The 21,150-nt window shown below is 41.1% G+C and carries 19 protein-coding genes and 1 other annotated feature; all 19 genes read left to right on the top strand.

The window, feature by feature from the left end:
- Positions 1 to 47 precede the first annotated feature (47 nt).
- The 19 genes from aroA (at position 48) to proB (ending at position 21,147) form a co-directional block, all read left to right on the top strand.
- Positions 48 to 1,331 (top strand): 3-phosphoshikimate 1-carboxyvinyltransferase, encoded by a 1,284-nt coding sequence (aroA, locus tag FJR77_RS02215; RefSeq protein WP_061759767.1) that lies wholly within the window; start codon positions 48 to 50, stop codon positions 1,329 to 1,331.
- Positions 1,324 to 1,800: a shikimate kinase gene (locus FJR77_RS02210; protein ID WP_061759768.1), complete on the top strand. Its 477-nt coding sequence runs from the start codon at positions 1,324 to 1,326 to the stop codon at positions 1,798 to 1,800. The genes aroA and FJR77_RS02210 overlap by 8 nt, the downstream gene beginning before the upstream one ends.
- Complete coding sequence (gene pheA / locus FJR77_RS02205; protein WP_061759769.1) at positions 1,797 to 2,645, top strand: prephenate dehydratase; 849 nt, start codon at positions 1,797 to 1,799, stop codon at positions 2,643 to 2,645. The genes FJR77_RS02210 and pheA overlap by 4 nt, the downstream gene beginning before the upstream one ends.
- Complete coding sequence (locus tag FJR77_RS02200) at positions 2,642 to 3,937, top strand: LCP family protein (RefSeq protein WP_061759770.1); 1,296 nt, start codon at positions 2,642 to 2,644, stop codon at positions 3,935 to 3,937. Before pheA ends, FJR77_RS02200 begins: the two co-directional genes overlap by 4 nt.
- 125 nt (positions 3,938 to 4,062) lie before the next feature.
- The gene (locus FJR77_RS02195) at positions 4,063 to 4,908 is read left to right on the top strand and encodes a LicD family protein (protein ID WP_079114917.1); all 846 of its coding nucleotides are present in this window, start codon (positions 4,063 to 4,065) and stop codon (positions 4,906 to 4,908) included.
- On the top strand, positions 4,898 to 6,001 hold the full coding sequence (locus tag FJR77_RS02190) for a glycosyltransferase (RefSeq protein WP_079114918.1): 1,104 nt from the start codon (positions 4,898 to 4,900) through the stop codon (positions 5,999 to 6,001). The genes FJR77_RS02195 and FJR77_RS02190 overlap by 11 nt, the downstream gene beginning before the upstream one ends.
- 1 nt (position 6,002) lies before the next feature.
- Positions 6,003 to 6,989 carry a glycosyltransferase family 2 protein gene (locus FJR77_RS02185; protein WP_061759771.1) on the top strand — a complete coding sequence of 329 codons (987 nt, stop codon included), beginning with the start codon at positions 6,003 to 6,005 and terminating at the stop codon, positions 6,987 to 6,989.
- Between the two features lie 15 nt (positions 6,990 to 7,004).
- The gene (locus FJR77_RS02180) at positions 7,005 to 8,474 is read left to right on the top strand and encodes an O-antigen polysaccharide polymerase Wzy family protein (RefSeq protein ID WP_061759772.1); all 1,470 of its coding nucleotides are present in this window, start codon (positions 7,005 to 7,007) and stop codon (positions 8,472 to 8,474) included.
- On the top strand, positions 8,467 to 9,501 hold the full coding sequence (locus tag FJR77_RS02175) for a prephenate dehydratase (protein WP_140833203.1): 1,035 nt from the start codon (positions 8,467 to 8,469) through the stop codon (positions 9,499 to 9,501). Before FJR77_RS02180 ends, FJR77_RS02175 begins: the two co-directional genes overlap by 8 nt.
- A 179-nt stretch (positions 9,502 to 9,680) precedes the next feature.
- Positions 9,681 to 10,418, top strand: coding sequence for an adaptor protein MecA (gene mecA / locus FJR77_RS02170; protein ID WP_140833263.1), 738 nt, complete (start codon positions 9,681 to 9,683; stop codon positions 10,416 to 10,418).
- A 152-nt stretch (positions 10,419 to 10,570) separates the two neighbouring features.
- The gene (locus FJR77_RS02165) at positions 10,571 to 11,857 is read left to right on the top strand and encodes a homoserine dehydrogenase (protein WP_140860029.1); all 1,287 of its coding nucleotides are present in this window, start codon (positions 10,571 to 10,573) and stop codon (positions 11,855 to 11,857) included.
- 1 nt (position 11,858) lies between these two features.
- Entirely contained in the window at positions 11,859 to 12,728 is an 870-nt protein-coding gene (thrB, locus tag FJR77_RS02160) for a homoserine kinase (protein WP_140833207.1), read from the top strand.
- Positions 12,729 to 12,827: 99 nt separating this feature from the next.
- On the top strand, positions 12,828 to 13,766 hold the full coding sequence (gene msrB / locus FJR77_RS02155) for a peptide-methionine (R)-S-oxide reductase MsrB (protein ID WP_140833209.1): 939 nt from the start codon (positions 12,828 to 12,830) through the stop codon (positions 13,764 to 13,766).
- A gap of 60 nt (positions 13,767 to 13,826) precedes the next feature.
- Positions 13,827 to 15,551 (top strand): ABC transporter ATP-binding protein, encoded by a 1,725-nt coding sequence (locus tag FJR77_RS02150; RefSeq protein WP_140860027.1) that lies wholly within the window; start codon positions 13,827 to 13,829, stop codon positions 15,549 to 15,551.
- A 1-nt stretch (position 15,552) separates the two neighbouring features.
- Positions 15,553 to 17,301: an ABC transporter ATP-binding protein gene (locus tag FJR77_RS02145; RefSeq protein ID WP_140833211.1), complete on the top strand. Its 1,749-nt coding sequence runs from the start codon at positions 15,553 to 15,555 to the stop codon at positions 17,299 to 17,301.
- 102 nt (positions 17,302 to 17,403) lie between these two features.
- Complete coding sequence (locus tag FJR77_RS02140) at positions 17,404 to 18,663, top strand: TRZ/ATZ family protein (protein ID WP_140833213.1); 1,260 nt, start codon at positions 17,404 to 17,406, stop codon at positions 18,661 to 18,663.
- A gap of 74 nt (positions 18,664 to 18,737) precedes the next feature.
- Positions 18,738 to 18,873: a sequence feature (ribosomal protein L10 leader region), on the top strand.
- Between the two features lie 38 nt (positions 18,874 to 18,911).
- Complete coding sequence (gene rplJ / locus FJR77_RS02130) at positions 18,912 to 19,412, top strand: 50S ribosomal protein L10 (protein WP_001287278.1); 501 nt, start codon at positions 18,912 to 18,914, stop codon at positions 19,410 to 19,412.
- A gap of 74 nt (positions 19,413 to 19,486) precedes the next feature.
- On the top strand, positions 19,487 to 19,855 hold the full coding sequence (gene rplL, locus FJR77_RS02125) for a 50S ribosomal protein L7/L12 (RefSeq protein WP_001196965.1): 369 nt from the start codon (positions 19,487 to 19,489) through the stop codon (positions 19,853 to 19,855).
- A gap of 182 nt (positions 19,856 to 20,037) precedes the next feature.
- Complete coding sequence (gene proB / locus FJR77_RS02120) at positions 20,038 to 21,147, top strand: glutamate 5-kinase (protein WP_216629099.1); 1,110 nt, start codon at positions 20,038 to 20,040, stop codon at positions 21,145 to 21,147.
- The last annotated feature ends 3 nt before the right edge of the window (positions 21,148 to 21,150 follow it).

Raw genomic sequence — 21,150 nt, 5'->3', positions numbered from 1 at the left:
CTTTTTATGATAAAATAAGTAAAAGTATTGCAAGTATGAGGTCCAGTATGAAACTAAAAACAAACATTAGCCACTTACACGGCAGTATACGAGTTCCAGGTGACAAATCTATCAGTCACCGTTCCATTATCTTTGGAAGCTTGGCTGAGGGTGAGACCAAGGTTTATGATATATTACGTGGCGAAGACGTCCTTTCGACCATGCAAGTCTTTCGTGATCTTGGTGTTGAGATTGAGGATAAAGATGGCGTTATTACCATTCAAGGTGTAGGTATGGATGGTTTAAAAGCTCCGCAAAATGCCCTTGATATGGGAAATTCTGGCACCTCGATTCGTCTGATTTCAGGTGTTCTTGCTGGTGCAGACTTTGAAGTAGAAATGTTTGGAGATGATAGTCTTTCCAAACGTCCTATGGACCGCGTGACCCTTCCACTGAAAAAAATGGGCGTTAGTATTTCAGGACAAACTGAGCGAGACCTGCCTCCTCTTCACTTAAAAGGGACGAAGAACCTAAGACCTATTCACTATGAGTTGCCAATTGCCTCTGCCCAAGTAAAGTCTGCCTTGATGTTTGCAGCTTTGCAGGCTCAGGGGGAGTCCGTTATTATCGAAAAAGAATGCACCCGTAATCATACTGAAGATATGTTGCAACAATTTGGTGGTCATTTAAGTGTGGAGGGCAAGAAAATCACAGTCCAAGGGCCACAAAAATTGACAGGGCAAAAGGTAGTTGTTCCAGGAGATATTTCCAGTGCAGCCTTTTGGTTAGTCGCAGGATTGATTGTTCCAAACTCTCGTCTAGTACTGAAGAATGTGGGCATCAACGAAACGCGTACTGGTATTATTGATGTCATTCGTGCAATGGGTGGAAAACTAGAAATAACTGAAATTGACCCAGTCGCTAAATCTGCTACCTTGACTGTTGAGTCTTCTGACTTGAAAGGAACAGAGATTGGCGGTGCCTTGATTCCACGCTTGATTGATGAATTGCCTATTATTGCCCTTCTGGCGACCCAAGCTCAAGGTGTAACGATTATTAAGGATGCTGAGGAACTCAAGGTCAAGGAAACAGACCGCATTCAGGTTGTGGCAGACGCTTTAAATAGCATGGGTGCGAATATCACACCTACAGCAGATGGAATGATTATCAAAGGCAAATCAACCCTTCACGGTGCTAGAGTCAATACTTTTGGAGACCATCGTATCGGCATGATGACAGCTATCGCAGCTCTCTTGGTTGCAGATGGAGAGGTGGAGCTTAATCGTGCAGAAGCCATCAATACCAGTTATCCTAGCTTCTTTGATGATTTGGAGAGCTTGATTCATGGCTAAGGTATTACTAGGATTTATGGGGGCTGGCAAATCGACTATTGCAAGAGGCTTGGACCCAGATTATCTCGATATGGATGCTCTGATAGAGAAACGCCTAGGCATGTCCATTGCGGAATTTTTCTCTGAAAAGGGAGAAGCGGCCTTTCGTCAGGTAGAATCAGAAGTCCTAGCTGATTTACTACAAACAGACCAAGTCGTGTCAACTGGTGGAGGAGTAGTCGTTTCTCAGAAAAATCGCGACTTACTCAAAACCAATTCTGATAATATTTACTTAAAAGCCGATTTTGAAACCCTCTACCAACGCATATCAGCTGATAAGGACAATCAGCGCCCGCTTTTTCTAAATAATAGCAAAGAAGAACTAGCAGCTATTTTTCAAGAACGACAGGCTTGGTATGAGGAAGTGGCTAGTCGGATTTTGGATGTGACCAAGCTAAGTCCAGAGGAAATTATAGAGGAACTGAGATGAAAATTGCTTATCTAGGTCCCAAGGGATCATTTTCACACCACGTTGTGCAGACAGCTTTTTCTCATGAGGAATTGCAGGCCTTTGCCAATATTACAGATGTCATCAAGGCCTATGAGCAAGGCTTGGTGGACTATTCTGTGGTGCCAGTTGAAAATTCTATCGAGGGTAGTGTTCATGAAACCTTGGACTACCTTTTTCATCAGGTTCACATTCAAGCAGTGGCAGAAATCGTTCAGCCTATTCATCAGCAGTTGATGGTGGTTCCAGGTCATACTAAGATTGAAAAGATTTTTTCACATCCACAGGCCTTGGCGCAAGGAAAGAAATTTATCGATGAACAGTATCCAGATGCTCAAATCGAGGTGACTGCTAGTACAGCCTATGCGGCCCGCTTTATTTCCGAACATCCAGACCAGCCCTTTGCAGCAATTGCACCTAGAAGTTCTGCTGAAGAATATGGCTTAGAACTGATTGCCGAGGATATTCAGGAAATGGAAGCCAATTTCACACGTTTCTGGGTTTTAGGAGCTGAAAAGCCTAGTATTCCCTTGCAAGCACAAACTGAGAAAATGAGTTTGGCCTTGACCTTACCTGACAACCTTCCAGGTGCACTTTATAAGGCCCTGTCGACCTTTGCTTGGCGAGGAATTGACTTAACAAAAATTGAAAGTCGTCCACTCAAGACAGCACTGGGCGAATACTTTTTCATTATCGATGTGGACTATGCTGATAAGGATCTGGTCCGCTTTGCCCAAAAAGAATTAGAAGCGATTGGAATCCAGTATAAGGTTTTGGGTACCTATCCTATTTATCTAATATCAGACCATGGAAAGGAGAGAAGATGAGTAAAGAAAATCCCTTAAGTCACCACGAGCAGTTACGCTATGACTATCTACTTAAGAATATTCACTATCTCAATGAGCGAGAAAAAGAAGAGTTTGCTTACTTGCAAGATAAATTGAATGGGGAAAGTAGTGACGCCACCTCAGAAAGTCAAGAATTGACCGAGGATTATAGAAAGACACGTGCTAACACTTCGATCCCTTCTTATGATAGTCGTAGTCGCTCTGAGAGATACCAGAAAATCAATTCTCTTCCAATGAAAAAAACTAAAAAGTGTAAGCTACGGTGGGGGCGTATTTTCGCAGGCTTACTGGCTATCTTAGCTTGTGTAGCGCTTGGCATGATTTTTATGTTCCTAAAAGGCTATTCAAATGCTGATTCAACCAAAACTGCCAATGCTAAGGCCGCTCAAGTAGAAGTCTTTAATGGTCAGGATACCAGAGATGGTGTTAATATTTTGATCATGGGTACCGATGGGCGAATCGGTCAAAATAGTGCTGAGACGCGTACTGACTCTATTATGGTATTAAATGTCGGAGGTTCAGATAAGAAAATCAAGCTAGTCAGTTTTATGCGCGATAATTTGGTCTATATAGACGGTTACAGTCAAGTGATTAACAGTAGGAAACAGACGGATAACAAGTTAAATGTAGCCTATGAACTAGGGGAACAAGAAGGACAAAAAGGGGCCGAAATGGTTCGTCAAGTCTTGAAAGATAATTTTGACTTGGACATTAAGTACTATGCCTTGGTTGATTTTCAAGCCTTTGCAACAGCGATTGATACGCTGTTCCCAGATGGAGTGATGATTGATGCCAAATTCTCAACCTTGGAAGGTCAACCGTTAACTGAAGCTACGGTGGGAGATGACTTACATGCTACGGAAACAGAGTCTCCGACCCAGACTATTAAAGTCGGGAAACAGCAGATGAATGGTTCGACCTTGCTTAATTATGCTCGTTTCCGTGATGATGATGAAGGCGATTATGGTCGTACCAAGAGACAGCAGCAAGTGCTGACAGCAGTTCTTCAGCAAATCAAAGATCCAACCAAGCTCTTTACAGGCTCAGAGGCACTTGGCAAGGTCTTCGGAATGACCTCAACGAATGTTCCTTATAGTTTCTTATTGACCAATGGTTTATCCTTCCTAAATGGAGCACAAAACGGCATTGAGAGATTAACAGTTCCAGAACTGGGTGATTGGGTAGATGCCTACGATGTTTATGGAGGCTTGGGCTTGCTTGTCGATCAAAATAAATATCAGAATAAATTGTCTCAGATGGGTTTGAGATAAGATAAGACAGAAGAATCAAAGTTTGATAGCTATTTGGATAGTAGTCAGGCTTTGATTTTTTACAGTCTGCAATAGATTTTCAGTCCTAATTTGTGGTATAATGAAACGATACGATAGAAAGAATAATGAACAATATGACTGATTTAAAAGCAATTCAGGCTCGTAGTCTGGAGATGGCTGAATATTTTGTGGCTTTTTGTAAAGAACATGATTTGCTTTGCTATCTTTGTGGTGGAGGTGCTATTGGTGCCCTTCGAAACAAGGGGTTCATTCCTTGGGACGATGACCTAGACTTTTTTATGCCCCGTAAGGACTATGAAAAATTGGCAGAATTATGGCCTCTTTATGCAGATGAACGTTATTTCTTGTCAAAGAGTAACACGGATTTTGTCGACCGCAATCTTTTTATTACCATTCGTGACAAGGAAACGACCTGTATCAAACCTTATCAGCAGGATTTGGATTTGCCACATGGTTTGGCTTTGGATGTCTTGCCTTTGGATTATTATCCGAAAAATCCAGCTGAGCGGAAGAAACAGGTTCGCTGGGCCCTGATTTATTCACTTTTTTGTGCCCAAACTATTCCAGAAAAGCATGGGGCTCTCATGAAATGGGGAAGCCGTATTTTACTGGGCGTGACGCCCAAATCTCTCCGTTATCGCATTTGGAAAAAAGCTGAGAAAGAAATGACCAAATATGGTCTAGCTGAGAGCGATGGCATCACAGAATTATGCTCAGGTCCTGGCTACATGAGAAATAAGTATCTAATCGCATCTTTTGAAGACAATCTTTTCTTGCCATTTGAAGGGACAGAGATGCCTATTCCAGTCGGTTATGATGCCTATCTCAGTACTGCTTTTGGAGATTATATGACGCCACCACCAGCAAATAAGCAAGTACCGCATCATGATGCTGTCATCGCTGATATGGATAAGTCTTATACAGAATACAAGGGAGAATATGGTGGCTAAGAAAAAAATCTTATTTTTTATGTGGTCTTTTTCTCTTGGAGGTGGCGCAGAGAAGATTCTGTCTACCATTGTTTCAAATCTGGATCCAGAAAAGTATGATATTGATATTCTTGAAATGGAGCACTTTGACAAGGGATACGAATCTGTTCCCCAGCATGTACGAATGTTAAAATCCCTTCAGGATTATCGCCAAGCCAGATGGATTCGAGCTTTTTTGTGGAGAATGAGAATTTATTTTCCAAGGCTGACTCGTCGCTTGCTTGTAAAAGATGACTATGATGTTGAAGTTTCTTTTACCATTATGAATCCACCACTGTTGTTTTCTAAAAGAAAAGAAGTCAAGAAAATCTCTTGGATTCATGGAAGTATCGAAGAATTTCTTAAGGATAGCTCAAAAAGGAAATCACATAGACGCCAGTTGGATGCCGCGGATACTATTGTAGGGATTTCAAAAAAGACCAGTCATTCTATCAAGGAAGTCTATCCAGATTATGCTTCGAAATTACAGACGGTCTACAATGGATATGATTTTAAGACTATTCTAGAAAAATCTCAAGAGAAGATAGATATCGAGATTGCACCTCAAAGTATCTGTACTATCGGACGGATTGAGGAAAATAAGGGTTCTGACCGTGTAGTGGAAGTGATACGATTATTACACCAAGAGGGAAAAAACTATCATCTCTACTTCATAGGTGCTGGTGATATGGAAGAGGAACTGAAAAAACGAGTTAAAGAGTATGAGCTTGAGGACTATGTACATTTCCTTGGTTATCAAAAAAATCCTTATCAGTATTTGTCTCAGATGAAGGTCCTCTTGTCTATGTCTAAACAAGAAGGTTTTCCTGGGGTGTATGTGGAGGCCTTGAGCCTTGGAATCCCTTTTGTCTCTACGGATGTCGGAGGGGCTGAGGAATTATCCCAAGAAGGACGATTTGGACAAATCATTGAGAGCAATCAAGAGGCAGCTCAGGCAATTACGAACTATATGACTTCTGCCTCAAACTTTGATGTCGATGAGGCTAGTCAATTCATTCAACAATTTACAATTGCCAAACAAATCGAACAAGTAGAAAAACTATTAGAGGAGTAGCATGGAAACTGCATTAATTAGTGTCATTGTGCCAGTCTATAATGTGGCGCAGTACCTAGAAAAATCGATAGCTTCCATTCAGAAGCAGACCTATCAAAATCTGGAAATTATTCTTGTTGATGATGGTGCAACAGATGAAAGTGGTCGCTTGTGTGATTCAATCGCTGAACAAGATGACAGGGTGTCAGTGCTTCATAAAAAGAATGAAGGTTTGTCGCAAGCACGAAATGATGGAATGAAGCAGGCTCACGGGGACTATCTGATTTTTATTGACTCAGATGATTATATCCATCCAGAAATGATTCAGAGTTTATATGAGCAAATAATTCAAGAAGATGCGGATGTTTCGAGTTGTGGTGTTATGAATGTCTATGCTAATGATGAAAGCCCACAGTCAGCTAATCAGGATGATTATTTTGTCTGTGATTCTCAAACATTTCTAAAGGAATACCTCATAGGTGAAAAAATACCTGGAACGATCTGCAATAAGCTAATCAAGAGAGAGATTGCAACTGCCCTATCCTTTCCTAAGGGATTGATTTACGAAGATGCTTATTATCATTTTGATTTAATCAAGTTGGCTAAGAAGTACGTTGTTAATACCAAACCCTATTATTACTATTTCCATAGAGGTGATAGCATTACGACCAAACCGTATGCAGAGAAGGATTTAGCCTATATTGATATCTATCAAAAGTTTTACAATGAAGTTGTGAAAAACTATCCTGACTTGAAAGAGGTTGCGTTCTTCAGATTGGCCTATGCTCATTTCTTTATTCTGGATAAAATGTTACTAGATGATCAGTATAAACAGTTTGAAGCCTATTCTCAGATTCATCGATTTTTAAAAGGCCATGCCTTTGCTATTGCTAGGAATCCAATTTTTCGTAAGGGAAGAAGAATTAGTGCTTTGGCTCTATTCATAAACATTTCCTTATACCGATTCTTATTACTGAAAAATATTGAAAAATCAAAAAAATTACATTAGAACGGGGGTGAGCAAGTGATTGATGGAAAACGATTATTATTTAGTTTGACCATAGTCAGCTATGCCTTGACGCTAGTAAGTGGAATTGTGTATCTGTTTAATAATAATAATGTTAGCTTGCTTTCTACTTTATTGTTCTTACTGGTTAGTAGCTTAATTGCCTGCTGGAATGATATCAAGTATTACTTAATCCATTTTATTTTCTATTTAACTATTTTTGTATTTCTGGTATCAAGACCGACCATTGATTATTTTAGGGATGGCGCTCTGGATACCTATCATCCGATAGCCTATCGCTTTGCCTTTATAGTCGTCATGGTTTCGATTCTGGGCTTGACCACAGGAGGCGTACTGGCTCGTTACTTCATAGCTAGGAAGAACATAAAAGTACCAAAGATAGGAAATTCTATAAAAGAGATTTATATCAAGCGGTTACGCTTTGTATCACTAGGAGTTTTTCTTCTCACCTATCCTTTCTATTTCATTCGGTTATTCGAACGGCTCCTGTATCGCTTGCAGACTTCCTACTATGCCTACTATGCAAATTTTGAAAGTAAACTGCCTTATTTTACCTACATTTTGTCTACCTTTACGGTCTACGCAATGTGTATGTATCTGGCAACCAAGCCAAAGAAATGGCAGGCCACAGCAGTGCTTGTCTCCTTTATTGCAGCCAATACTATTCATTTGGCAATTGGGACACGAAATCCCTTTATTTTAAGTATTTTATTTGCTTTTGTTTATTACTTCATGCGGGAGCAAACTGAAAAGGGAAAATGGATTGGGTTTAAAGAAAAGTTAGCGATTTTTGTAGGTTCTCCTATTCTCATGTTAGCGATGGGAGTGCTCAATTATGTACGGGATAATGTCCAGGTTTCCCATACAGGTTTCTGGGATATTCTGCTTGACTTTATCTATAAACAAGGAACCAGTTTTGGCGTTCTGGCTCGAGGTTTTCTATTTAACAGTAGCCTCCCTTACCGAGATTTCCGTAATTTTACTTTTGGTCCTGTCCTTGATTATTTTGCAAGGGGAAGCTTGGGGGCTATTTTCGGAGGAAAAGCCTTTGAACATACAACCAATAGTGTGGAGCTAGCTATTGATAGTAATAGTTATGCCCACAATTTGTCCTATCTTGTTTTGAATAAGGAATATTTAAAAGGACATGGTATCGGAAGTAGCTATATTATGGAGTTGTATACCGACTATGGTATGATAGGAGTCTTTCTGCTTAGTCTCTTACTCGGTATGCTATTTATAGCCATGCTGCAAGTAGCCTATCGTTCAAGAACAATCTTATTTGCCTTGTCCTTACTCATCTTGAATAATCTATTCTTTATGCCAAGAAGTAGCTTTTCAGAAAGTTTCTTCAATCTATTTACAATGCAATTCTGGGGAATTGTTCTTGTGATGATATTTGTAGCAAAAATGCTTACAAAAGAGAACCAGTATCTACTCAACAAAGGAGAAAAAAATCATGTTTGAACATTATTCAGTAGCTGATTTGTTTGCAAATCTTTACAAAAAACGAAAAGCAAATATTTTAGCTCTCATAGCTTTATTTGCTCTTATTGCTGTACCATTTACAATTAAAGCTGTTAAGAATAAAAATACTGTCAAAGACACAACAAGTTATTCAACTTATCTTAGCTATAAAATCACTCCTCCAGAAGATTCAGCTAAAACGATTTTGAATCATCAAATTGGTGGTTATAGTGATTTCTACGGAAAATTGATTGATGGGAATTTGAATGGAGCTTATCTTTTCAATGATGTAGAGCCGAGTGAGTTGAAAAAAATTGCCAGTGAATTGGATACGACAGAGACAACCTTGAAAAATTCTACAAGTGACTATTGGTGGAAAAAACTGACTGTTTACTATATGATTGACGATGCAGGGGTTGGTGTGAAAATTTTGACACCAAGTAAAGATGCTAATGACTTGTTGGAGCGAAAAATTGATGGATTGATTGAGAAATTTAAACACACTTATGCAAATGTAAAAATTGAAAAATTGGAAACCATCAACTCTAAAGAATTGAATGCAAACGGTGAGACAGCGCTTGGATTGAATGTGAAGAATTTGATTCTCCGTTTAGCTGTTATTGGAGTAGTCTGTGTGATTTTGGTTGTAATGGGAAATGTGTTGATTTATCTCTTTAACCCAACAATCAATAGAGCAGGTGATTTTTCTCAATATCAAATTGATTTTGTAACAGAGATTACAACAATTGCTAACCTAGCAGATGTCTTGTCATACAAAAATGCTGGACAGGAATTGACCATCGTTAGCTCAAATAAAGCTATCCTAGATAAATTGAAACAGAGTCAAGAGGCTTTAAAAGGAATGCATTTTGTAGATTTACAAGATGTATCATCTCTTTTGGAAAGAGATACAGTCCTTCTTGTTGAAGAATACGGAGTAACTCGTTATAAGAAATTTGAGCAAAGTCTTCAAATTCTTCGAAACTTAAATCGTTCTATCCTCGGTGTAGCAACCTTTAAATTATAAGCATTCGGATGCATTAGGTCTTCAAAGTCGGACAAGAGCCGATTTTGAAGGCTTTTTCTTTTAAAGTCTTCTACAGAAATAACCCTAGGAAAAATCGAGCCTGATAGAGGAGCCTTCTTTTGATAAAATCATAAAAATCTAGTATAATAGATAGAACTGAAAGTATGAGGTTACTAGCAATGAAAATGAAACAAATTAGTGATACAACTTTGAAAATCACGATGTCTTTAGAGGATTTGATGGATCGTGGAATGGAGATTGCTGACTTTCTCGTTCCTCAAGAAAAAACAGAAGAGTTCTTTTATGCTATCTTGGATGAGTTAGAGATGCCTGAGAGCTTTTTGGATACAGGTATGTTGAGCTTCCGTGTGACTCCAAAACCTGATAAGGTAGATGTCTTTGTAACCAAGTCAAAGATTGACCAAAATCTAGATTTTGAAGACTTATCGGATTTACCAGATATGGAAGAATTGGCTCAAATGTCGCCAGATGAGTTTATCAAAACCTTGGAAAAGAGCATTGCAGATAAAACCAAGGATGACATCGAAGCGATTCAATCTCTAGAGCAAGTAGAATCAAAAGAAGAAGAGCAGGAGCAGGCTGAACAAGAAGTTGAAAGCAAGAAAGAGCCTTACATCTACTACATCCTTTCTTTTGCTAAGTTAGCTGATTTGGTGGCTTTTGCCAAGACAGTGACTTTTGAGATGGAAACTTCTGAGCTCTACAAGATGAATGAGCGCTATTATTTGACCATTTTAGTGGATATTGAAAATCATCCAAGTCCATATCCAGCTTGGCTGTTGGCTCGTATGCGTGAGTTTGCAGATGATAGTGACATCAGTCGCTCAGTCTTGCAGGAGTATGGTCAAGTCTTGATGAATCACGATGCGGTGATTAATCTACAAAAGATTGGATAATCATTTCTGGAAAATTATTTCTAGATTTTAGGAAGAGCGAATCATTTGATTCGTTTTTTTCTTTTCTAGACTGAAATAGTGATTTACTATAATAGGAATTTTCACAAAATTCTGTTATAATGGCTATATTAGAAAATTTCGAGGAGACAAACATGACAGTTAAAATTGCTTTACTAGGATTTGGTACCGTTGCAAGTGGTGTGCCCTTCCTCCTAAAGGAAAATGGAGAAAAAATCAATCAATCAGCACATTCAGAGATTGAAGTTGCCAAGGTATTGGTCAAGGATGAAGATGAAAAGAATCGCTTGCTTGCAGCAGGGAATGACTTTAACTTTGTAACCAATGTGGATGATATTTTATCAGACCAAGATATTACCATCGTAGTGGAATTGATGGGACGTATCGAACCTGCTAAAACCTTTATCACTCGTGCCTTGGAAGCTGGAAAGCATGTTGTGACTGCCAATAAGGACCTTTTGGCTGTCCATGGTGCAGAATTGCTAGAAATCGCTCAAGCTAATAAGGTAGCACTTTACTACGAAGCAGCAGTAGCTGGTGGGATTCCAATTCTTCGTACTTTATCAAATTCCTTGACTTCTGATAAAGTCACGCGCGTGCTTGGAGTCGTTAACGGAACTTCCAACTTCATGATGACCAAGATGGTAGAAGAAGGATGGTCTTACGACGATGCTCTTGCGGAAGCGCAACGTCTAGGATTTGCAGAAAGCGACCCTACAAATGACGTGGATGGGATTGATGCAGCCTACAAGATGGTTATTTTGAGCCAATTTGCCTTTGGCATGAAGGTTGCCTTTGACGATGTAGCCCACAAGGGGATTCGTAACATCACACCAGAAGACGTAGCTGTAGCTCAAGAACTTGGCTATGTAGTGAAATTGGTTGGTTCTATCGAGGAAACTCCTTCAGGTATTGCTGCAGAAGTGACTCCAACCTTCCTACCTAAAGCGCACCCACTTGCTAGTGTGAATGGCGTAATGAACGCTGTCTTTGTAGAATCTATTGGTATTGGTGAGTCTATGTACTACGGACCAGGTGCGGGTCAAAAACCAACTGCAACAAGTGTTGTAGCAGATATTGTCCGTATCGTTCGTCGCCTGAATGATGGAACCATCGGTAAAGACTTCAACGAATACAATCGTGACTTGGTCTTGGCAAATCCTGAGGATGTTAAAGCAAACTACTACTTCTCAATCTTGGCACCAGACTCAAAAGGTCAGGTCTTGAAGTTGGCTGAAATCTTTAATGCTCAAGATATTTCCTTCAAGCAAATCCTCCAAGATGGCAAAGAGGGTGACAAGGCGCGTGTCGTTATCATTACACACAAGATTAATAAATCTCAACTTGAAAATGTCGCAGCTGAATTGAAGAAGGTTTCAGAATTCGACCTCTTGAATACCTTCAAGGTGCTAGGAGAATAAGATGAAGATTATTGTACCTGCAACCAGTGCCAATATCGGTCCAGGTTTTGACTCGGTCGGTGTAGCTGTAACCAAGTATCTTCAAATTGAGGTCTGCGAAGAACGAGATGAGTGGTTGATTGAACACCAGATTGGCAAATGGATTCCTCATGACGAGCGTAATCTCTTGCTCAAAATTGCTTTGCAAATTGTACCAGACTTGCAACCAAGACGTTTGAAAATGACTAGTGATGTTCCCTTGGCGCGTGGTTTGGGTTCTTCCAGCTCGGTTATTGTTGCTGGAATTGAACTAGCCAACCAACTGGGCCAGCTCAACTTGTCAGACCATGAAAAATTGCAGTTAGCGACCAAGATTGAAGGACATCCTGACAATGTGGCTCCAGCCATTTATGGTAATCTTGTTATTGCAAGTTCCGTTGAAGGTCAAGTCTCTGCTATCGTAGCAGACTTCCCAGAGTGTGATTTCTTAGCCTACATTCCAAACTATGAATTGCGTACTCGAGACAGCCGTGGCGTCTTGCCTAAGAAATTATCTTACAAGGAAGCTGTTGGGGCTAGTTCTATCGCCAATGTAGCTGTTGCTGCCTTGTTGGCAGGAGATATGGTGACAGCTGGGCAAGCAATCGAGGGAGACCTCTTCCACGAGCGCTATCGTCAGGACTTGGTGAGAGAATTTGCGACGATTAAACAAGTGGCCAAAGAAAATGGTGCCTATGCAACCTACCTCTCTGGTGCTGGGCCGACAGTTATGGTTTTGGCTTCTCATGACAAGATGCCAACGATTAAGGCAGAATTGGAAAAGCAACCCTTCAAAGGCAAACTTCATGACTTGAAAGTTGATACCCAAGGGGTCCGTGTCGAAGCAAAATAAAGAATAGCAGATAGGATGGGGAAACTCTCGACCAGAGGGCTTCCTATCCTTTTTTTGAAAATAAGTCTAGTCAAAGAACTTGATAAAGGAGAAATTAAGATGGCAGAAATTTATCTAGCAGGCGGTTGTTTTTGGGGCCTAGAGGAATATTTTTCACGCATTTCTGGAGTGCTAACAACCAGTGTCGGCTACGCTAATGGTCAAGTCGAAACGACCAATTACCAGTTGCTCAAAGAAACAGACCATGCAGAAACGGTTCAAGTGATTTACGATGAGAAGGCAGTGTCACTTAGAGAGATTTTACTTTATTATTTCCGTGTTATCGACCCTTTATCCATCAATCAACAAGGGAATGACCGTGGACGTCAGTATCGGACCGGTATATATTACCAAGATAAAACAGACCTGCCAGCTATCTTCACAGTGGTGCAGGAGCAGGAGCGCATGCTTGGGCGAAAGATTGCAGTAGAGGTGGAGAAACTTCGCCACTACATTCTGGCTGAAGATTACCACCAAGACTATCTTAAGAAGAATCCTTCAGGTTACTGTCATATCGATGTGACCGATGCTGATAAGCCATTGATTGATGAAGCAAACTATGAAAAGCCTAGCCAAGAGATATTAAAGGAAAGCTTAACTGAAGAGTCCTATCGTGTCACCCAAGAAGCTGCTACAGAGGCTCCATTTACCAATGCCTATGACCAAACCTTTGAAGAGGGAATTTATGTAGACATCACGACAGGTGAGCCACTCTTTTTTGCCAAGGATAAGTTTGCCTCAGGTTGTGGTTGGCCAAGTTTTAGCCGTCCGATTTCCAAGGAATTGATTCATTATTACAAGGATATGAGCCATGGAATGGAGCGAATCGAGGTTCGTTCTCGGTCGGGGAATGCTCACTTGGGTCATGTTTTTACAGATGGACCTCGGGAGTTAGGTGGACTTCGTTACTGTATCAATTCGGCATCCTTGCGTTTTGTAGCCAAGGATGAGATGGAAGAGGAAGGATATGGCTATCTACTGTCTTACTTAAACAAATAAAACAGAGAGGGTGGGCACTTCCCACTTTCTTTATTTCCAGAATACGAATAGAAGGGATCTATGAAACACCTATTACCTTACTTTAAACCCTACATCAAGGAATCAATTTTAGCACCCTTGTTCAAGTTACTAGAAGCTGTTTTTGAGCTCTTAGTTCCAATGGTGATTGCTGGGATTGTTGACCAATCCTTGCCCCAGAAAAATCAAGGTCATCTATGGATGCAGATTGGTCTGCTCCTTATCTTTGCAGTGATTGGTGTTGTAGTGGCCTTGGTAGCTCAGTTTTACTCAGCTAAGGCTGCGGTTGGATTTGCCAAAGGACTGACAGATGATCTCTATCGTCATATTCTTTCCTTGCCCAAGGATAGCAGAGATCGTTTGACCACTTCTAGCTTGGTCACTCGCTTGACTTCGGATACCTACCAGATTCAAACTGGTATCAATCAATTCCTGCGTCTCTTTTTGCGAGCACCTATTATTGTCTTTGGCGCTATCTTTATGGCCTATCGCATCTCAGCTGAGATGACTTTCTGGTTCTTGGTCATGGTTGTCATTTTGACCATTGTCATTGTAGGGCTCTCTCGACTGGTCAATCCTCTCTACAGTAGTCTCAGAAATAAAACGGACCAACTGGTTCAGGAAACACGCCAGCAATTACAAGGCATGCGAGTTATTCGTGCTTTTGGTCAAGAAAAACGAGAGTTACAGATTTTTCAAACCCTTAACCAAGTCTATGCTAGATTACAAGAAAAGACGGGTTTCTGGTCCAGCTTATTAACACCCCTGACCTATCTGATTGTAAATGGAACTCTCCTAGTCATTATCTGGCAAGGCTATATTTCTATTCAAGGAGGATTGCTCAGTCAAGGTGCTCTCATTGCCCTTATCAACTATCTCTTGCAGATTTTGGTGGAATTGGTCAAGCTAGCCATGTTGATAAATTCTCTCAACCAGTCTTATATCTCAGCCAAGCGAATCGAGGAAGTCTTTTTCGAGGCTCCAGAAGATATCCATTCAGAGTTAGAAGAAAAGCAAGCTACCGATGATCGGGTTTTACAAGTCCAAGAATTGACCTTTACCTATCCTGATGCGGCCCGGCCTTCTCTGAGAGACATTTCCTTTGATATGAAGCAAGGGCAAATCCTTGGTATCATTGGGGGAACGGGTTCTGGTAAGTCAAGTTTGGTGCAACTCATCCTTGGACTTTATCCAGCAGACAAGGGGAGCATTTACCCTTATCGAGATGGATCTAGTCCTCGTAATTTGGAGCAGTGGCGGTCATGGATTGCCTATGTGCCCCAAAAAGTCGAACTCTTTAAGGGAACCATTCGTTCAAACTTGACTCTAGGTTTCAATCACGAAGTAACTGACCAAGAACTTTGGCAGGCCTTGGAAATTGCGCAAGCTAAGGATTTTGTCAGTGAAAAGGAAGAACTCTTGGATGCCCTAGTTGAGGCAGGAGGGCGAAATTTATCAGGTGGACAAAAACAAAGGCTGTCTATTGCTCGCGCAGTCTTGCGTCAGGCTCCATTTCTCATCCTAGATGATGCAACCTCGGCCCTCGACACTATTACCGAGTCCAAGCTCTTGAAAGCTATTCGAGAAAATCTGCCAAATACGAGCTTAATCTTGATTTCTCAACGAACCTCGACTTTACAGATGGCTGACCAGATTCTCCTATTGGAAAAAGGGGAACTACTAGCTATCGGCAAGCACGAGGACTTGATGAAGACCAGTCAAGTCTATCGTGAAATCAATGCATCTCAACATGGAAAGGAGGACTAGCATGAGACGACAAACTGCAAACCAGACGCTCACACGTTTGGCTAAAGACCTTGCAAGTCATCCTCTCCTCCTTTTCCTAGCCTTTATAGGAACTATTGCTCAGGTTGGCTTATCAATCTACCTACCTATTCTGATTGGGCAGGTCATCGACCAGGTTCTGGTGGCTGAGTCTTCGCTAGTTTTTTGGCAAATTTTCATTCAGATGGTATTGGTGGTTATAGGAAATACACTAGTTCAATGGGCCAATCCTCTCCTCTATAATCGCCTAATTTTCTCTTATACTAAAGACTTGCGAGAGCGAATCATCCATAAGCTACATCGTTTACCGATTGCTTTTGTGGATCGGCAAGGCAGTGGGGAGATGGTCAGTCGTGTAACCACGGATATCGAACAGTTGGCAGCTGGCTTGACCATGATTTTTAACCAATTTTTCATTGGCGTCTTGATGATTTTAGTTAGTATTCTTGCCATGCTCCAAATTCATCTCCTGATGACACTCTTAGTCTTGCTGTTGACGCCACTGTCTATGGTGATTTCACGCTTCATTGCCAAACGCTCCTATCATCTCTTCCAGAAGCAAACAGAGACGAGGGGAATTCAGACACAGTTGATTGAAGAATCGCTTAGTCAACAGACCATTATCCAGTCCTTCAATGCTCAGGAAGAGTTTATCCAAAGACTGCACGATGACAATGACAACTACGCAGGCTATTCTCAATCAGCCATCTTTTATTCATCAACGGTTAATCCTTCGACTCGCTTTGTAAATGCGCTCATTTATGCGCTTCTAGCTGGAGTAGGAGCTTATCGTATCATGATGGGTTCCACCTTGACCATCGGGCGTTTAGTGACTTTTTTGAACTATGTTCAGCAGTATACCAAGCCCTTTAACGATATTTCCTCAGTTCTAGCCGAATTGCAAAGTGCCTTGGCTTGTGCAGAACGTGTTTATGCTGTCTTAGAAAGTCCTGAGGTGGCTGAAACAGGTAAGGAAGTCTTGACTAGTGACCAAGTTAAGGGAGTTATTTCCTTTAAACATATCTCTTTTGGCTACAATCCTGAAAAGATTTTGATTAAAGACTTATCTATCGATATCCCAGCCGGTAGCAAGGTGGCTATTGTTGGTCCGACAGGTGCTGGAAAATCAACCCTTATTAATCTCCTCATGCGTTTTTATCCCATTAATTCAGGAGATATCTTGCTGGATGGGAAATCCATTTATGACTATAGTCGTTCCTCTTTACGTCAGCAGTTTGGCATGGTTCTCCAAGAAACCTGGCTCAAGCAAGGGACCATTCATGATAATATTACTTTTGGGAATCCTGATGCTAGTCGGGAGCAGGTGATTGCTGCTGCCAAAGCAGCCAATGCAGACTTTTTCATCCAACAGTTACCGCAGGGTTACGATACCAAGTTGGAAAATGCAGGAGAATCTCTATCTGTTGGTCAAGCTCAGCTCTTGACTATTGCCCGAGTCTTTTTAGCTATTCCAAAGATTCTTATCTTAGACGAGGCGACTTCCTCCATCGATACGCGGACAGAAGTGCTGGTACAGGATGCCTTTGCTAAACTCATGGAGGGGCGCACAAGTTTTATTATTGCTCACCGCTTGTCTACCATTCAGGATGCGGATTTGATTCTTGTCTTGGTGGATGGTGACATTGTTGAGTATGGTAACCATCAGGAACTCATGGCTCGAAAGGGGAAGTATTATCAAATGCAGCAAGCTGCAGCTTTTAGCTCAGAATAAGCCTTCCTATTTTAAAATCTTATGGACGAAAAAAAGTTGCCTTCGGGTGACTTTTTTGTTACAATAGCTAGAAAAAATCACGACCTTAGAAGGAGAAAAACAATGAAAGTCTATCAGCATGTAAATATCGTGACTTGTGACCAAGATTTCCATGTTTATTTGAATGGAATCTTAGCTGTTAAAGATTCTCAAATCGTCTATGTCGGTCAAGAGAAGTCAGAGATTTTAAATCAAGCTGAGCAGATTATAGACTATCAGGGAGCTTGGATTATGCCTGGTTTGGTTAATTGCCACACACATTCTGCAATGACAGGTCTGAGAGGGATTCGAGATGATAGCAATCTTCATGAATGGCTCAATGACTATATATGGCCAGCAGAAGCTGAGTTTACTCCCGACATGACTACCAAGGCGGTCAAAGAAGCTCTAACAGAGATGCTCCAGTCAGGAACAACAACCTTTAATGATATGTATAATCCCAATGGTGTGGATATTGAGCAGATTTATCAGGCAGTGAAAGATTCTAAGATGCGTTCTTATTTCTCACCGACCCTCTTTTCTTCAGATACAGAAACAACTGCTGAGACCATTGCTAGAACACGAGCCATCATTGAGGAAATTATTGGATATAAAAATCCAAATTTCAAGGTTATGGTAGCCCCACATTCTCCCTACAGTTGTAGTAGAGACTTGCTGGAAGAAAGCTTAGATATGGCAAAAGAGTTGAATATTTCTCTCCATATCCATGTGGCGGAGACCAAGGAAGAATCGGGAATTATCCTGAAACGATACGGCAAACGTCCCCTTGCTTTTCTAGAAGAACTGGGTTACTTAGGTCATCCTTCTGTCTTTGCTCATGGAGTAGAACTAAATGATAGAGAAATTGAACGTCTGTCATCTTCTCAAGTCGCTATCGCCCACAATCCTATCAGCAACCTCAAACTGGCCTCAGGAATTGCTCCAATTATCCAGCTCCAAAAAGCAGGAGTGGCAGTAGGAATTGCGACAGATTCGGTTGCTTCCAATAACAATCTAGATATGTTTGAGGAAGGACGGACTGCAGCCCTTCTTCAGAAGATGAAAAGTGGGGATGCCAGCCAATTTCCTATCGAAATGGCTCTAAAAGCGCTGACAATCGAAGGGGCTAAGGTTCTTGGAATGGAAGAAGAGATTGGGAGTCTGGAAGTTGGCAAGCAAGCAGATTTTCTAGTCATTCAACCACAAGGGAAAATCCATCTTCAACCCCAAGAAAATATGCTTTCCCACTTAGTCTATGCAGTCAAATCCAGTGATGTAGATGATGTTTATATCGCCGGAGAACAGGTTGTGAAGCAAGGCCAAGTCTTGACAGCAGAACTTTAAAAGAAAAACCAAAAAAAGTTTAAAAAAAGTTTGCAAAAATCTTGCATTCTTTTTTTGACTATGCTATACTTATATACGGTTTGAAAAAACTGCCTAAGACAGTAGGGGAGCTCGACTCATAAGTATCCTACCGAGGACAAAACGTATCATGTAAAAAGAAGCGTATTGTACTTTCGTGTCTAGGTTTGGGCGCGTTTTTCTTTTGGAAAAATTCCCCAAGCAAAATAATAACGGAGGTGAACACACTAATGAGTGAAGCAATTATTGCTAAAAAAGCGGAACTAGTTGACGTAGTAGCTGAAAAAATGAAAGCTGCTGCATCTATCGTCGTTGTAGACGCTCGTGGTTTGACAGTTGAGCAAGATACAGTTCTTCGTCGTGAGCTTCGTGGAAGCGAAGTTGAGTATAAAGTTATTAAAAACTCAATCTTGCGTCGTGCAGCTGAAAAAGCTGGTCTTGAAGATCTTGCATCTGTATTCGTTGGACCATCTGCAGTAGCATTTTCTAACGAAGATGTTATCGCACCAGCGAAAATCTTGAACGACTTTTCTAAAAACGCTGAAGCACTTGAAATCAAAGGTGGTGCAATCGAAGGCGCTGTCGCATCTAAAGAAGAGATTCTTGCACTTGCAACTCTTCCAAACCGCGAAGGACTTCTTTCTATGCTCCTTTCTGTACTTCAAGCGCCAGTGCGCAACGTTGCTCTTGCAGTCAAAGCGGTTGCAGAAAGCAAAGAAGACGCAGCTTAGTCTTAAGCTACGCAGCGTAGCCTAGCTACGAAAAAACTATTATAAAAATTAAAACTTATTTGGAGGAAATAACAATGGCATTGAACATTGAAAACATTATTGCTGAAATTAAAGAAGCTTCAATCCTTGAATTGAACGACCTTGTAAAAGCTATCGAAGAAGAATTTGGTGTAACTGCAGCTGCTCCTGTAGCTGTTGCTGCAGCTGGTGCTGCTGACGCTGGTGCTGCTAAAGATTCATTCGACGTTGAATTGACATCTGCAGGTGATAAAAAAGTTGGCGTTATCAAAGTTGTACGTGAAATCACAGGTCTTGGACTTAAAGAAGCTAAAGAACTTGTTGACGGTGCACCAGCACTTGTTAAAGAAGGCGTTGCAACTGCAGAAGCTGAAGAAATCAAAGCTAAATTGGAAGAAGCTGGAGCTTCAGTTACTCTTAAATAATAGAGCGACTACATTAGTAGCTTAAAAACATGATTAAACCGCTATTCTTAGGATTAGCGGTTTTTATTTTTGTTCTAGAAGGGGCAAAAAAGAAGGTTTTAGGGACTTCTTTCCTATCAACTTTTTTCTATTTTCTGCCATTCATGTTATAATAGATAAATATGAAGAATCGGAGTGAGACTATGAAATACAAACGGATTGTCTTTAAGGTGGGGACTTCTTCTCTGACAAATGAGGATGGAAGTTTATCACGTAGTAAGGTAAAGGCTATTACCCAGCAGTTGGCTATGCTACACGAGGCTGGTCATGAGTTGATTTTGGTGTCGTCGGGTGCCATTGCGGCTGGTTTTGGGGCCTTAGGATTTAAAAAGCGTCCGACTAAGATTGCTGATAAACAGGCTTCAGCAGCGGTAGGGCAAGGACTTTTGTTGGAAGAATACACGACCAATCTTCTCTTGCGCCAAATCGTTTCTGCACAAATCTTGCTGACCCAGGACGACTTTGTTGATAAGCGTCGTTATAAAAATGCCCATCAAGCTTTGTCAGTTCTACTTAGCCGTGGGGCGATTCCTATCATTAATGAGAATGATAGTGTTGTTATTGATGAACTCAAAGTTGGGGACAATGACACTCTGAGTGCACAGGTAGCGGCTATGGTCCAAGCAGACCTTTTGGTTCTCTTGACAGATGTAGACGGCCTCTATACTGGAAATCCTAATTCAGATCCAAGAGCCAAACGTTTGGAGCGAATCGAGACCATTAATCGTGAGATTATTGATATGGCTGGTGGAGCTGGCTCGTCAAATGGAACTGGGGGCATGCTAACAAAAATCAAGGCTGCAACTATTGCGACAGAATCAGGAGTTCCTGTTTATATCTGCTCATCCTTGAAGGTAGATGCCATGATTGAGGCGGCTGAGGAGAGCAAAGATGGTTCTTACTTTGTTGCGCAAGAGAAGGGACTTCGTACCCAGAAACAATGGCTGGCTTTCTATGCTCAGAGTCAAGGTTCTATTTGGGTTGATAAAGGGGCTGCTGAAGCTCTCTCTCAACATGGAAAGAGTCTTCTCTTATCTGGTATTGTTGAAGCAGAAGGAGCCTTTTCTTACGGTGATATCGTGACAGTATTTGACAAGGAAAGTGGAAAATCACTTGGAAAAGGGCGCGTGCAATTTGGGGCATCTGCTTTGGAGGATATGTTGCGTTCTCAAAAAGCCAAGGGTGTCTTGATTCACCGTGATGACTGGATTTCCATTACTCCTGAAATCCAACTACTCTTTACAGAATTTTAGAGG

Source organism: Streptococcus shenyangsis, assembly GCF_006385785.1.
Taxonomy (GTDB): Bacteria; Bacillota; Bacilli; order Lactobacillales; family Streptococcaceae; genus Streptococcus; species Streptococcus shenyangsis.
Note: the sequence above shows the minus strand (reverse complement) of the source record. Positions and strands in the feature narration are given on the sequence as shown.